Consider the following 13,670-nt stretch of genomic DNA (forward strand, 5'->3'; position numbering starts at 1 on the left):
GGCCGGTAGCGCGGTGCGCTGCCGGCCCAAAGCGTTTATACTCACCTCTTCCGGCCATGGCGCTAGCGCGCGTCCGATCGGAGAGGGAGACCCGCAGCGATGCTGCACGACTGGGGCGTAATCGCCGCCGCGTTCGCCTATATCGGCCTGTTGTTCGTCGTCGCCAGCTATGGCGACCGGCTGTCGCCGTCCCAGCGCGGCCGCGCCGGCATGCTGATCTATCCGCTGTCGCTGGCGATCTACTGCACCTCCTGGACCTTCTTCGGCTCGGTCGGTTTCGCCACCCGCACCAGCATCGACTTCCTCGCGATCTATCTCGGCCCAATCCTGATGATCGGGCTATGCACGCCGCTGCTCCGGCGCGTGATCCAGCTCGCCAAGTCGCAGAACATCACCTCGATCGCCGACTTCATCGCGGCGCGCTACGGCAAGAGCCAGGCGGTCGCCGCCACGGTGGCTGTCATCGCGATCGTCGGATCGGTGCCTTACATCGCGCTGCAGCTCAAGGCGGTGGCGTCCTCGCTGGAGACGATCCTGAGCGAGGACAAGCTGTTCTCCTCGATCCCGATCATCGGCGACATCGCGCTGGTCGTGACACTGGCGATGGCGGCATTCGCGGTGCTGTTCGGCACCCGCCAGACCGACGCCACCGAGCACCAGCACGGCCTGATGCTGGCGATCGCCACCGAATCTATCGTCAAGCTGGTGGCCTTTCTCGCCGCCGGCGCCTTCGTCACCTTCTGGATGTTCACGCCCGTCGAGCTGATCGAACGTGCGATGAAGACCCCGGAGGCGGTGCGCGCGATCGACTACGTGCCGTCGATCGGCAATTTCCTCACCATGACGCTGCTGTCGTTCTGCGCGATCATGCTGCTGCCGCGGCAGTTTCATGTCAGTGTGGTCGAGAACTCCAGCCCCGAGGAGGTCAGCCGCGCCCGCTGGCTGTTTCCTCTCTATCTGGTCGCCATCAACCTGTTCGTGATTCCGATCGCGCTCGCCGGCCTCGTCACCTTTCCGTTCGGCGCCGTGGACGCCGACATGTACGTATTGGCGCTGCCGATCGAGGCGAATTCCCCGCTGCTGAGCATTGCCGTGTTCGTCGGCGGCCTGTCGGCCGCGACCGCGATGGTGATCGTGGAATGCGTCGCGCTCTCCATCATGGTCTCCAATGACATCGTCCTGCCGCTGGTGCTGCAGCGCAGCCCCGCGACGCGCGACGGCAGCAAGGATTTCGGCGACTTCCTGCTCAGGATCCGGCGCTTTGCCATCTTCGCCATCATGGTGATGGCGTATTTCTACTATCGCGCGCTCGGCAATGCGCAGCTGGCGGCGATCGGCCTGCTGTCGTTCGCAGCGCTTGCCCAGCTGGCGCCGGCCTTTTTCGGCGGCCTGTTCTGGCGCGAGGGAACCGCCCGCGGCGCCATGACCGGCATGCTGGTGGGCTTTGCGGTGTGGGCCTATACGCTGTTCCTGCCGAGCTTCCTGGAGGGCAATCCCACCGGCCTGCTGCTGCTGCAACACGGGCCGTTCGGCATCGAGGCGCTGCGTCCGCGGGCATTGTTCGGCGCCGACCTGCCGCCGCTGATGCATGGCGTGCTCTGGTCGCTCGCGCTCAACATCCTGACCTACATCGTGATGTCGATCGCGCAACGGCCGTCGTCGATCGAACGGCTGCAGGCGGATCTGTTCGTACCCAACACGCTGACGCCGATCGCGCCGACGTTCCGGCGCTGGCGGACGACCGTTACCGTGCAGGACATCCAGAGCACGGTGGCGCAATATCTCGGCCCCGAGCGCGCTGCCCAGGCCTTCGAGGCGTTTGCCGCCGGCCACCCCGGCCATCTCGATCCGGCCGCGCCCGCCGATTTCGAATTGCTGCAACACGCCGAACGCCTGATCGCCTCTTCGATCGGGGCCGCCTCCTCGCGCCTCGTGATGTCGCTGTTGCTGCGCAAGCGTACCGTCTCCGCCAAGGCCGCGCTGAAGCTGCTCGACGATTCGCACGCCGCGCTGCATTTCAACCGCGAGATTTTGCAAACCGCGCTGAACCATGTGCGCCAGGGCATCGCGGTGTTCGATGCGGACTTGCAGTTGATCTGCTCGAACGCCCAGTTCGGCGAAATTCTGGCACTGCCGCCGCATCTCGTGCAGCTCGGCATCCCCCTGCAGGAAATCCTCGAATTCATGGGCGCCGTCAGCCCGGCCGACTTCGGCGACCCCGATGGGTTGCTGCAGCGGCGGTTGGATGCCTACACCACCGAGGGCGAGCCCTATCTGGAGCGCCTGCCGGACCGCCACATGGTGATCGAGGTCCGCTCCAACCGGATGCCGGGTGGCGGCTTTGTCGTCACCTTCTCCGACGTCACACCGAGCTTCGAGGCCGCCGAAGCGCTGGAACGCGCCAATGCGACGCTGGAAAAGCGCGTCCGCGACCGCACCGAGGAACTGACCCGCCTGAATTCCGAACTGGCGCAGGCCAAGAGCACCGCCGAGGACGCCAACATCTCGAAGACCCGCTTCCTTGCGGCCGCCAGTCACGACATCCTGCAGCCGCTCAACGCGGCGCGGCTCTATGTGACGAGCCTCGTCGAGCGGCAGAACGGCGGCGAGGATTCGCGCCTGGTTGAGAACATCGACGACTCGCTGGAGGCGATCGAGGAGATCCTCGGCGCGCTCCTGGACATCTCGCGGCTCGATGCGGGCGCGATGACGACCTCGATCTCAAGCTTCAAGATGGCCGACCTGATGCGCTCGCTCGAAATCGAATTCGCGCCGATCGCCCGCGCCAAGGGGCTGGAGCTGACCTTCGTCCCCTGCTCGCTGCCGGTGCAATCCGACCGCTCGCTGCTGCGTCGGTTGCTGCAGAATTTCATCTCGAACGCCATCAAATACACCCCGCGCGGGCGCGTGCTGGTTGGCTGCCGCCGCCACGGACAATCGCTGCAGATTGCGGTCTACGACACCGGCGTCGGCATTCCCGTGACCAAGCGCAGCGAGATCTTCAAGGAGTTTCACCGCCTCGAGCAGGGCGCGCGGATCGCCCGCGGCCTCGGTCTCGGCCTGTCGATCGTCGAGCGGCTGGCGCGCGTGCTCAACCACGGCATCGCGATCGATGCCAATGTCAGCGGCGGCTCGGTGTTTTCGGTGACCGTGCCGGTTGCAACAGCGATCAACCACACCGCCGCGGTCACCAGCGCGACGCCGCTCTCCAAAACGCCGATAAGCGGCGCGCTGGTCGTCTGCATCGAGAACGATCCGGCGATCCTCGACGGCATGAAGACGCTGCTGACGGCGTGGGATGCCGAGGTGATCGCCGTGACCGATCCCGAAGCCGCGATCACGGCGATCGAATCCTCAGATGGAGGCGTGACCGGCCTTCTGGTCGACTACCATCTCGACCGCGGCAACGGCGTCGCCGCGATCCGCGAGATTCGCCGCCGCTTCGGCGAGAATATTCCGGCCATCCTGATCACGGCGGATCGCAGCCCGAATGTCCGGGCGGCCGCGCGCGAGGAAAACATCGCGATCCTCAACAAGCCGGTCAAACCGGCGTCGCTCCGGGCTTTGCTCGGCCAGTGGCGCGCGCAGCAGTTGGTGGCAGCGGAGTAAAAGCTGTCGTTGCAAGACCGTAGGATGGGTGGAGCGCAGCGATACCCATCACCTCGCCAAGTATTCAATGCCTCTCGCCAAACTCCCCGTCGAGGCCGGAAACATCGCCTGCCCAATCCTCTGGATAGACACCGTTTCTCACCATGCGATGAAACGACGAATATGGCCAATCGCTGACGCGTTTCACAAGCCCATGTTTGACAGGGTTAATGTGAACGTAGTCGATGTGACGCGAAAAATCGATCTCGTCACGAATCGTGTGCTCCCAATAGCGTCGCTGCCAGATACCGCGTTCGCCTTTGCCGACACGACTGCTTGAGATCGGCTCGCCGGCGGCGAGCTTGCGGGAGAACGACGTTTTGATGAGCCGCCAGCGTGTGGAGAAATCCGCATCGCCTTCCGGCAGCGTCCAGACCGTGTGGAGATGGTCAGGCAGTACGACTATCGCATCGATTGTGAATGGATGATGCCGTTGCGTCTCGCGGAAGGCTGTTCGCAATGCATCTATACTTTCGGTCAATAACTGAAGCCGACGATCCGCCAGATTGACCGTGAAAAAGAAACTGCCTCCGGCAACGAAATTGCGGCGGTAGCCGGTCATGCGAACATACTCGCGTGGCGAAGTGATGGGTATCGCTGCGCTCCACCCATCCTACGGCCTACCATCACCCCGTCGACGTTCCCTGGCGCCATTGGCCGCCGGCGATCTTCGCGGCGGCGATCACGGCTTGGGTGCGGCTCTCGACGCCGAGCTTCTGCAGGATCGCCGAAACATGCGCCTTGATGGTCGCTTCCGACACGCCGAGCTCATAGGCGATCTGCTTGTTGAGCAGACCCTCCGACAGCATCATCAGCACGCGCACCTGCTGCGGGGTCAGCGTGACCAGGCGATCGCGCAGCCGCGTCATGTCGGGGTCGTCGGCCGACGAGAGATCGGTGTCCGGCGGAACCCAGACGTCTCCCTCCATCACCTTCATGATGGCATCGCGCAGCGTCTCGACCCCGAAGCGCTTGGGGATAAAGCCGGAGGCGCCGAAATCCAGCGACCTCCGGATCGTGCCGGCATCGTCGCTGGCGGACACGATGACCACCGGGATCGCCGGATATTGCGCACGCAGATAGATCAGACCGGAGAATCCCGAGATTCCCGGCATGGTGAGATCGAGCAGGATCAGGTCGACGTCGGAATCCCGTTCCAGCAGCGCGGTGAGATCGTCGAACGACCCGGCCTCGCTGATGACGGCCGACGCCACGACGCTGCCGACCGCCTGCCGCAAGGCGTCGCGGAACAGCGGATGGTCATCGGCGATCACGAGATGGGTATTGGCGGCAGCAGTCATTTACTTCTTGCGAAAAGCGTTGCGGCAAACCGGTGACGTTTTCGGTAGGCCTGCCAAGCGGTTTTGCAATTGTCCCCTGCCCGGCAGTCGCATGCAAGCTCGCAATCTTCTCACGCGGTAAAGCAGTTAATTGCCAGATTTGTACAGATTTGTGCACCGCAACAAGGTTTCTGCATTCACAATCAAACCTTGAACAGGAGATTGCGGGTCAATTCATCGACAACGGTCACCGCCTGAAGCGCTGCGCGCAATCGATCGCGGTTGCGAGGCGACAATTGCTTGACCGAGACCGCGTTGGTGGTCGGTGTTCCCTTGGCGATATCCTCGATCTGCTGCGACAGGATGAGATCGAGAAACACGCCCTGGGCCTCGACCAGCGCATCAAGATCGGTCTCGCTCACGCGAGCGAGCGCCTTCACGCCAGCGAGCCGAGCTGGCGTCGATCGGTCCATCAGGTGGTAGCGGATTGCCATGGCCCGCGCCGCGGCGACAATGCCGAACAACCCGGCCGCCTTGAGGTCGATGCGACCGCCCTCGGTGCGAATACCGCCGAAAAGTTTCAGGCTCGCGGGGATGCTGATGCCTTCGACCAAAAGCTTGGCGAACGCGACCTGGCCTTCGGCCGCAGCGTAGGCGGCCTGCCTCACCGCGACGGCAAGACTGCCATCGCCGTGGACGGCGCGCAGGTCGAAAAAGATGTCAACGGACAGCAGATCCGCAGGATTGGAGCGTGTGATCCAGTGGTCGATCCGATCCCGCCACGTTGCGACCGAACCACGCCAGGGCGCGTTCTTCGCCATCACGCCACCCCTGCAATAGGGCACGCCGACCTCATGCAGGATGTCAGCGACATGTGTTCCGAGCACGGCGAACCAGCGATCCTCCTCGCTGTCAGGCTCGCCGCGTTCGAAGATCACCGCATTGTCCTGGTCCATCGCCAGCAGGCTTTCGCCGCGGCCGGCCGAGCCGAGCACGATCATGGCATAGCCGCATGGGGGATCGCCCTGGCCACGCTGCCGCATGATCCGCTCGGCGATCACGGCGGCCTGCCCGGTGAGCGCGCCGAGTTCACGGGAGATCACTTCCGCGATGTCGCGGCCGGACAGCCCTTCCGCCATCAGAGATTCCGCGACGCGCGGCAGCTTCGCCCAGGCAAGCGCCAAGGCGTGCGCGTCCGCGGCATCGTCAATCTCTTCGCCGAGCGAAATCGCCTCTCCGGCCCGCAGCCGCAGCAGGTCTCGCGCGGACAATGCCCCGACCACGCGGCCGGCTTCATCGGTGACACCGAGGTGGCGGATCTTGAGACGGTTCATGCGGCCGATGGCGCGATAGACAAAGGTGTCCGCGGAAACTGCTGCGAGCGGCTGGCTCATGACCTCGCTGACCGGCAAATCGAGCGCGGCGGCGCCAAACCGGGCGATCGCGCGCAGCAGGTCGCGTTCCGTGACAATACCCGCCTCCGCGGCCTTCACGTCGCCAAAAACAGCGTTTGGCGCCACATACACCGCCGATGTTCTCTCGCTCGCCAGCCGCGCGAGGGCGTCGTGGACCGAAATCCCGGATGCCACAAAGACCGGAGGCATCCGCATGATGTCGCGATTGCGGTGCCGATAGGCGTAGCTGTCGAAACGTTTCAGGGTTCGTTCCGCGCCGGCACGTTCCGGAGCTTCGACGGCCTGGATCCAGCCGCTCCGCGCCTCATCGTCGAGTATGGAGGTAAGGGCGAGGCAGGCCCGTTCGGCCTCGGCAATGGTACGGATGCTGTGGTCGCGCAGCTTCGGCACCAGCGCCAGAAACACCCGCGCCGCCGTTATGGCATCGCCGAGCGCCGAATGCCGGTCGACGACGTCAACGCCCATCCAGGCGGCGAGTTCGTCCAGCGAATAGCCAGCCAGTTCCGGTGCGGCGATCTGCGCGAGCTGCCGCGTGTCAAGCGTGCGCGGCCGTATCCACGGCAGGCCGGCGAGATCGCATTCGCGCTTCAGCACCGCAAGGTCGAACCCGACCGCGTGCCCAATCACCAGTGCCTGACCGAGAAACGTGTTGAAGTGTGGCCAGACATCGGCAAACAGCGGCGCGCCAGCGACCATGGCGTCGTTGATGCCGTGAATGCGCGTCGTTTCGGCGGGGATCGATTGACCGGCCGGCCGCAGCAGTTGACGGAAGGATTCGCCGGCAACGAGCTTTCCGGCCGACAGGCGCACCCCAGCAAGCTCGATGAGCCGCGCCTTGCGCGGATCCAGTCCGGTGGTCTCGGTATCGATGACAACGGCGTCGAGCGACAAAAGTGGGGCGCCGCCATTTGTCCTGTCCATCGCCCCCTCCCTCGCCAGCGGGTTGCGCGCATGCCGACTGGAAGCCCGATGTTAGCACCGCCTGGGCGGGATCCTACTGCTGCAGTGCGCTTGTCACGGCAGGCGCATCGATCCGGCCGATCAACTCGTCGTGGATGTTGCACAGGCTGACGCGCAGGTAATTGCGCGTCGTATCGAAGTCTCGCCCGCGCAGCTTTTCGTGGATCGGCATCATGGCAAAGTAGCTCTCCGCCAGCGGCTCGGGAATGTCCATCACCCGCTTCGGCGCATGCCCTCCCACGAGGTCGAGCCGATGCGCCAGCTCCCGCCGGGCGTCCTGCCAGCCGATCTCGCCGATCGACGGCGGCACCGGATAACGGTCGAAAACCGAAAGGACGACCGATATCGTCTGGTCGAGAACCGCCCGGCGATCCGCGCCGGCGTGCGGACGCAACACGCCCTCGACCATCTCGCCGACCATCGCAAGACCGAGCGGATATGCCTGCCAGCGCGAATGTTCGACCGATTTGGCAAACCCCTGCTCGGCAAACAGCACCTTGGCATAGTGGCCGGCGCGGGCGCGGGAATATTCGTAGATTCCCTTTTGCACGATGAACGCCGACTGTGCGTCGATGAAGTCCGCGAGCGCCTCGCGGTCCCGAATCGGCGGACGGGGTCGAAACAGTTTTTCGAACAGCTTCATTGCGGCCTCATCCAGCTCAGCTCAGGTTGCCTCGTCAGCTTACCCTATCTGGTTCACGACAAGTCCAATGTTCTCAACGCATCCCTGTTAGCAGTCGCAACAATTTCACACCCCCCGAAAGTATTATCGAGTTGGAACCGCCCCTGATGTTAGCTTTCGTTGACTCCAAACCGGCGCAAGACCGGCTGAAGTCGCGGCATGGGGGGCGCCGCACTGAAGGGATTGCATTCCCCTCGATATTCAATCCCGGCGTATTTGCTGACCGGTGCCTTCAGAGGAAATGCAGCCCATGCCTGACACCCAAGACCTGAAACAGAGAGAAGAAGCCCACTGGGCGAAGACCTCGCGCCTGATGTTCACGCATCTTGGCGTGTGGTTCTTTTTTGGCTTCGTCATCCACATGTTCGTGAAGCCGCTCAACACTATCGTCATTCCCGTCCTCGGCTTCCCGCTCGGCTTCTACATGGCCGCGCAGGGCTCGCTGATCGTGTTTGTGGTCATGCTGTACCTGTTCGCGAAGCAGCAAGACAAGATTGACCGCGAATTCGGCTTCGCCGAGGAAGATTAAGGGAGAAGCGGACATGGCTACAAAAACATCAGGCGGCAGTACCGATTTTCTCAATAACCTCGGAAAAGTCTACGGCATCTACACCGGAGGCTTTCTCGCCTTCGTCATTTTGCTCGCGGTACTCGAGCAGGTCGGGGTCCCGAACAAGATCCTCGGCTATCTGTTCGTGTTCTTCACACTCGCCGTCTACGCCATCATCGGTGTTCTCTCGCGAACCGCACAGGTTTCCGAGTACTACGTCGCCGGCCGTAGCGTGCCCGCACTCTACAACGGCATGGCTACCGGCGCCGACTGGATGTCCGCGGCATCCTTCGTTGGCATGGCCGGCACATTGTTCCTGCTCGGCTATGACGGCCTGGCGTGGGTGCTCGGCTGGACCGGCGGCTTCGTGCTGGTTTCGATCCTGATCGGACCTTACCTGCGCAAGTTCGGCGCCTATACGGTGCCCGACTTCCTGGCGTTCCGTTACGGCGGCAATTTCGCCCGCGGTCTCGGCGTGATCGTGCTGGTCGCCTGCTCCTTCACCTATGTGACGGCGCAGATTTACGGCACCGGTCTGATCGCCTCGCGATTCCTCGGGATGCAGTTCGAACTGGCTGTCTTTGCCGGACTTGTCGGCATTCTGGTCTGCTCGATGCTGGGTGGCATGCGGGCGGTGACCTGGACCCAGGTGGCCCAGTACATCGTGCTGATCATCGCCTACCTGACGCCGATCGTGATCCTGTCCACCAAGAATTACGGCTTCCCGATTCCGGAACTCACCTACGGACAGGCCATCGCCGATATCACCGCGCGCGAGCAGCAGATGCTGGCGACCGGTCTTGCGACAGCGGCAAACCTGAAGCCGCACATCTCGCCGTTCTTCAACTACACCCCGCTGAACTTCTTCGCCATCATCATGTGCATGATGGTCGGTACGGCTTCGTTGCCGCACATCCTGATGCGCTACTTCACCACCCCGTCGGTGCGTGAGGCACGCCAGTCGGTCGCCTGGTCGTTGCTGTTCATCTTCCTGCTGTACTTCTCGGCGCCGGCTTACGCGGCATTCTCGAAGCTGGAAGTGTACACCAACATCATCGGGCGGGATCTGACAGCCATTCGCCCGTGGTTGTTCAACTGGGGTGAACTCGGGCTGATCCAGATCTGCGGCAAGAATGCAGGCAGCATCGACGCCATCGTGGCAGCCTGTAAGGCGATTGCCGGTCATCCCGGGGTCGTAAGACTGCAGGACTTCGTGATCAACACGGACGTGATCGTGCTCTCCACCCCGGAGATCGCGGGACTTCCCTATGTGATCTCGGGCCTGGTCGCCGCCGGCGGCCTGGCAGCAGCGTTGTCCACCGCTGACGGGCTTCTGCTCGCCATCGCCAACGCCCTATCACACGACGTCTACTACAAGATGATCGATCCCAACGCGCCAACCGTACGCCGGCTGATGATCGCCCGCGTGCTGTTGCTGATCGTCGCCGTGGTCGCGGCGGCGACGGCGGCCACCAAGCCCGGGGACATCCTGGCCATGGTCGGCTGGGCATTCTCACTGGCGATGGCGGGCAACTTCCCGGCACTCGTGATGGGCGTCTGGTGGAAGCGTGCGACGGCGACAGGTGCGGTCTGCGGCATCATTGCCGGCTTCGGATTGTGCCTGTTCTATCTCGTGACGACGAGGTATTTCCCGGGCGCGGGCGTGAAGTATTTCGGCATGACATCGCTGACCAACGCGCTGACGGGAGCGCCGCTGGTCGACATCGCCAAAACCATGGCGTTGCCCAACGCCATGGAATCCTTCCCGACGCTTGCCCATCCGTTGGCCAACAAGGTCGGCTGGTTCGACCTGACCAACATCGCCTGCGGCTTGTTGGGAGCGCCGCTCGGCTTTGCTGTCATCTACGTCGTCAGCAAGCTCGGCAAGGAGCCGTCGGCGGAGATGCAGGCCTATGTCGACGACATCCGCAAGCCGCGAGGCCGGACGGTGCTCGAGGAAAAGACCACCTAGGAGCGCTGCTACACGTTTCGGCAAACGGGGCCCCTCGGGGCCCCGTTTTGTTTTCGATAAGCCATGACATCGCTTGCCGGGGAAGTCGCCACTTGCCATTGTTGGGCACGATCGTGGTGTCGTCACACATCCCGGCACGTCGATTGCTGAAGCACCGCGGGAGCATCGGACTTTGGATACTGCAACTTCGATCGCCAGCTATTGGTATTTCCATCTGCCAAACTTCATCCTGGCGGCGCTGATGTACACCATGCTCGGCCGTGTCCTGCTCGGCCTGATGGTCGATGCCGATTCGCCGAACTACATCTGGCGATTTTTCTGCCGGGTCACCGATCCCGTCGTCGCCGTCGTCGCGCTGGTCACCCCGAAGATCACCGCCCCGGTCTTGCTATGGCTGTTCGGCTTCGTCTGGCTGTTCTGGCTGCGGGTCGGGTTTCACTACACATTGCTGCTGTTAAACCTCGCTCCCCGCGTTGGCGGAGCGGCATCATGAATCGCAATTTCTATTTCATCGGAATCGCGTTCTTCGGAATGATCAACGGCATATTCAACCAGCTTTGGTTGATCTTCTCGCTGCTGTACGTCAAGCCGCTGGCCGGCCCGCTGCTGTTTGGAAACCTGTCGCTGACCTTGATGTTCGCTTCGCTGATGGTTTCAACCGCAACCGTCATCCTGGGCGGAGTTCCGGCGGCCATCTACGAGCGGGCCACCGGCGCATCGGAATCGAACACCGTGTCGCTCTGGATCTGGCTTGCCGGCACCGCGCTCCTGGCGCTTCCCGCCGTCGGCAATTTTCTCCAAATCGGGCTTTAGCCGGCCGGCTCCCGAGGTTGAGGGCAGACGACGTTGCCGCTACGCTTAGCCTCTTTCTTGCAAAGGACGGAGCGGCGGTAGCGTGGAAGAAATGCGCCGTATTGCCTACGAAACGGTGCTGCGCGCATGCGGCTTCGCGTCGCTTGCCATTTTTTGCGTCATGATCGCCCTTTCCTTCCTTCCGCGGTCTGCCTTTCAGGCCGGTGGTTTTCTGACCATGGCGATGACGCTCGTCCTCGTTCTGAAAGCCCGCGAAGCCCAGACCAAGGACCACCGCCGGACCGAGATGTGGCTCTATCTGCCCAAGGAAAGCCGGCCGCCCCCGGCCATCGCGCAGAAGATGATTTCAACGATCATGCGGGAGACGTATTTGATGTGCGCGCGCTGGACCGCGGCCATCTCCATTATGATGTGGACCGCTGCGCTCTTGTTCTCGATTATTGGATTTTAGTTGGAGACTGCGCCGATAACCGGCGGATTCAACGATCACTGTGGCCCAATCGATGCAAAGCGGCGCTATGCCCGCCGAAAGTACTATTGGGCCATTGCCCCCAAACATGTAGTCAGGCGCGCAATTACGCGTCGAACTGACGCGACGCACATCTGCGCGAATATAAAAGGGGAGCGAATCCGAAATGTCTACTGTTGCTATCACATCCGGCAAGGCCGCCGGCATGACGAAGGACGAACGTTTCGTCATCTTCGCGTCGTCGCTTGGCACCGTCTTCGAATGGTACGACTTCTACCTTTACGGATCGCTTGCCGGCATCATCGGCGCACAGTTCTTCTCGGAATATCCGCCAGCGACGCGTGACATCTTCGCACTGCTCGCCTTCGCCGCCGGCTTCCTGGTGCGCCCGTTCGGTGCCATTGTATTCGGACGTGTAGGTGACATCGTCGGACGCAAATACACCTTCCTCGTCACCATCCTGATCATGGGCCTGTCGACCTTCATCGTCGGCCTGTTGCCCAACGCCGCCACCATCGGCATCGCGGCGCCGATCATCCTGATCGGGCTGCGCCTGCTGCAGGGTCTCGCGCTCGGCGGCGAATACGGCGGCGCGGCGACCTACGTGGCCGAGCATTCACCGCACGGCAAACGCGGGTACTACACCTCGTTCATCCAGACCACGGCAACGCTTGGCCTCTTCCTCTCGCTGCTGGTGATCCTGTTCACCCGTACGGCGCTCGGCGAGCCTGCGTTCGCGGCCTGGGGCTGGCGCATCCCGTTCCTGCTGTCCGTAGTTCTTCTCGGCGTCTCGGTCGTGATCCGCCTGAAGTTGAACGAATCGCCGGTATTCCAGAAGATGAAGGACGAGGGCAAGGGTTCGAAAGCGCCGCTGACCGAAGCCTTCGCCAACTGGAGCAATGCCAAGATCGTCATCCTGGCGCTGATCGGCGGCGTGATGGGTCAGGGCGTGGTCTGGTACACTGGCCAGTTCTACGCGCTGTTCTTCCTGCAATCGATCCTGAAGGTCGACGGCTACACCGCCAACCTGCTGATCGCCTGGTCGCTGTTGTTCGGCACCGGCTTCTTCATCGTGTTCGGCGCGCTGTCCGACAAGATCGGCCGCAAGCCGATCATCCTGGCGGGCTGCCTGATCGCGGCACTGACCTTCTTCCCGATCTTCAAGATGATCACGAGCAACGCCAACCCGGCGCTGGAGAAGGCCATCGAGTCGGTCAAGGTCGAGGTGGTCGCCGATCCAAAAGGCTGCGGCGATCTGTTCAACCCGGTCGGTACCCGCGTGTTCTCCGCACCATGCGACACTGCCCGCGCCTACCTGTCGCAGCAGTCGGTCAAATACTCGACCACCTACGGCGCAGCAGGTTCCGGCGTGAAGGTCGTCGTCAACGGCAAGGACGTTGGTTACACCGACGCCAAGACCTCCAACTCGCAGGTGCTGGCAGCGGTTCAGGCGGCTGGCTACCCGAAGGCTGGCGACGCCCAGATCGTGAAGATGTCGAATCCGATCGATATCTTCAGGCCGCAAGTCGCGGCGATCATCGGACTTCTGTTCGTGCTGGTGCTCTTCGTCACGATGGTTTACGGACCGATCGCGGCGATGCTGGTCGAGCTCTTCCCGACCAGGATCCGCTACACCTCGATGTCGCTGCCCTATCACATCGGCAACGGCTGGTTCGGCGGATTGCTGCCCGCGACCTCGTTCGCGATCGTGGCCTCGACCGGCGATATCTACGCAGGCCTTTGGTACCCGATCATCTTCGCGGCGATCACCGCGGTGGTAGGCTTCTTCTTCCTGCCCGAGACCAAGGACGTCGACATCACAAAGTAACAGTCTTACCGGCGGCAAAGCCGCGGGGTATGACACTCCCAACAAAGCCGGCC

11 protein-coding genes are annotated in these 13,670 nt (G+C 62.7%); 7 read left to right on the forward strand and 4 right to left on the reverse strand.

All coding sequences use genetic code 11. The features are described 5' to 3' along the window. Positions 1 to 99 precede the first annotated feature (99 nt). Positions 100 to 3,609, forward strand: a complete 3,510-nt coding sequence (locus tag V1279_RS30720; RefSeq protein WP_334443778.1) for a PAS domain-containing hybrid sensor histidine kinase/response regulator — start codon at positions 100 to 102, stop codon at positions 3,607 to 3,609. Positions 3,610 to 3,673: 64 nt separating this feature from the next. On the opposite strand, the gene V1279_RS30725 is transcribed toward V1279_RS30720, so the two are convergent. The 4 genes from V1279_RS30725 to V1279_RS30740 form a co-directional block, all read right to left on the reverse strand. Next, positions 3,674 to 4,210, reverse strand: a complete 537-nt coding sequence (locus V1279_RS30725; RefSeq protein WP_334443781.1) for an REP-associated tyrosine transposase — start codon at positions 4,208 to 4,210, stop codon at positions 3,674 to 3,676. A gap of 64 nt (positions 4,211 to 4,274) precedes the next feature. Then, entirely contained in the window at positions 4,275 to 4,949 is a 675-nt protein-coding gene (locus tag V1279_RS30730) for a response regulator transcription factor (protein WP_334443784.1), read from the reverse strand. A gap of 182 nt (positions 4,950 to 5,131) precedes the next feature. Then, positions 5,132 to 7,264: a DUF294 nucleotidyltransferase-like domain-containing protein gene (locus V1279_RS30735; RefSeq protein WP_334443787.1), complete on the reverse strand. Its 2,133-nt coding sequence runs from the start codon at positions 7,262 to 7,264 to the stop codon at positions 5,132 to 5,134. Between the two features lie 73 nt (positions 7,265 to 7,337). Next, positions 7,338 to 7,946: a hypothetical protein gene (locus tag V1279_RS30740; RefSeq protein ID WP_334443790.1), complete on the reverse strand. Its 609-nt coding sequence runs from the start codon at positions 7,944 to 7,946 to the stop codon at positions 7,338 to 7,340. Between the two features lie 289 nt (positions 7,947 to 8,235). On the opposite strand from V1279_RS30740, the gene V1279_RS30745 reads away from it, so the two are divergent. The 6 genes from V1279_RS30745 (at position 8,236) to V1279_RS30770 (ending at position 13,617) form a co-directional block, all read left to right on the forward strand. Further along, positions 8,236 to 8,514, forward strand: coding sequence for a DUF4212 domain-containing protein (locus V1279_RS30745; protein ID WP_334443793.1), 279 nt, complete (start codon positions 8,236 to 8,238; stop codon positions 8,512 to 8,514). A 13-nt stretch (positions 8,515 to 8,527) separates the two neighbouring features. Further along, on the forward strand, positions 8,528 to 10,507 hold the full coding sequence (locus V1279_RS30750; protein WP_334443796.1) for a sodium:solute symporter family protein: 1,980 nt from the start codon (positions 8,528 to 8,530) through the stop codon (positions 10,505 to 10,507). 172 nt (positions 10,508 to 10,679) lie between these two features. Further along, positions 10,680 to 11,000, forward strand: a complete 321-nt coding sequence (locus tag V1279_RS30755) for a hypothetical protein (protein WP_334443799.1) — start codon at positions 10,680 to 10,682, stop codon at positions 10,998 to 11,000. Next, positions 10,997 to 11,320: a hypothetical protein gene (locus V1279_RS30760; protein WP_334443801.1), complete on the forward strand. Its 324-nt coding sequence runs from the start codon at positions 10,997 to 10,999 to the stop codon at positions 11,318 to 11,320. Before V1279_RS30755 ends, V1279_RS30760 begins: the two co-directional genes overlap by 4 nt. 82 nt (positions 11,321 to 11,402) lie before the next feature. Next, positions 11,403 to 11,771, forward strand: a complete 369-nt coding sequence (locus V1279_RS30765) for a hypothetical protein (protein WP_334443803.1) — start codon at positions 11,403 to 11,405, stop codon at positions 11,769 to 11,771. A 223-nt stretch (positions 11,772 to 11,994) separates the two neighbouring features. Further along, complete coding sequence (locus tag V1279_RS30770; protein ID WP_442894924.1) at positions 11,995 to 13,617, forward strand: MFS transporter; 1,623 nt, start codon at positions 11,995 to 11,997, stop codon at positions 13,615 to 13,617. Positions 13,618 to 13,670: the final 53 nt, after the last annotated feature.

The organism is Bradyrhizobium sp. AZCC 1610, from assembly GCF_036924515.1.
Taxonomy (GTDB): domain Bacteria; phylum Pseudomonadota; class Alphaproteobacteria; order Rhizobiales; family Xanthobacteraceae; genus Bradyrhizobium.

Excerpts from the sequence above, each read along its gene's own strand:
- V1279_RS30720 (WP_334443778.1), top strand. The coding sequence starts at position 100 with ATGCTGCACGACTGGGGCGTAATCGCCGCCGCGTTCGCCTATATCGGC.
- V1279_RS30725 (WP_334443781.1), bottom strand. The coding sequence starts at position 4,210 with ATGACCGGCTACCGCCGCAATTTCGTTGCCGGAGGCAGTTTCTTTTTC.
- V1279_RS30730 (WP_334443784.1), bottom strand. The coding sequence starts at position 4,949 with ATGACTGCTGCCGCCAATACCCATCTCGTGATCGCCGATGACCATCCG.
- V1279_RS30735 (WP_334443787.1), bottom strand. The coding sequence starts at position 7,264 with ATGGACAGGACAAATGGCGGCGCCCCACTTTTGTCGCTCGACGCCGTT.
- V1279_RS30740 (WP_334443790.1), bottom strand. The coding sequence starts at position 7,946 with ATGAAGCTGTTCGAAAAACTGTTTCGACCCCGTCCGCCGATTCGGGAC.
- V1279_RS30745 (WP_334443793.1), top strand. The coding sequence starts at position 8,236 with ATGCCTGACACCCAAGACCTGAAACAGAGAGAAGAAGCCCACTGGGCG.
- V1279_RS30750 (WP_334443796.1), top strand. The coding sequence starts at position 8,528 with ATGGCTACAAAAACATCAGGCGGCAGTACCGATTTTCTCAATAACCTC.
- V1279_RS30760 (WP_334443801.1), top strand. The coding sequence starts at position 10,997 with ATGAATCGCAATTTCTATTTCATCGGAATCGCGTTCTTCGGAATGATC.
- V1279_RS30770 (WP_442894924.1), top strand. The coding sequence starts at position 11,995 with ATGACGAAGGACGAACGTTTCGTCATCTTCGCGTCGTCGCTTGGCACC.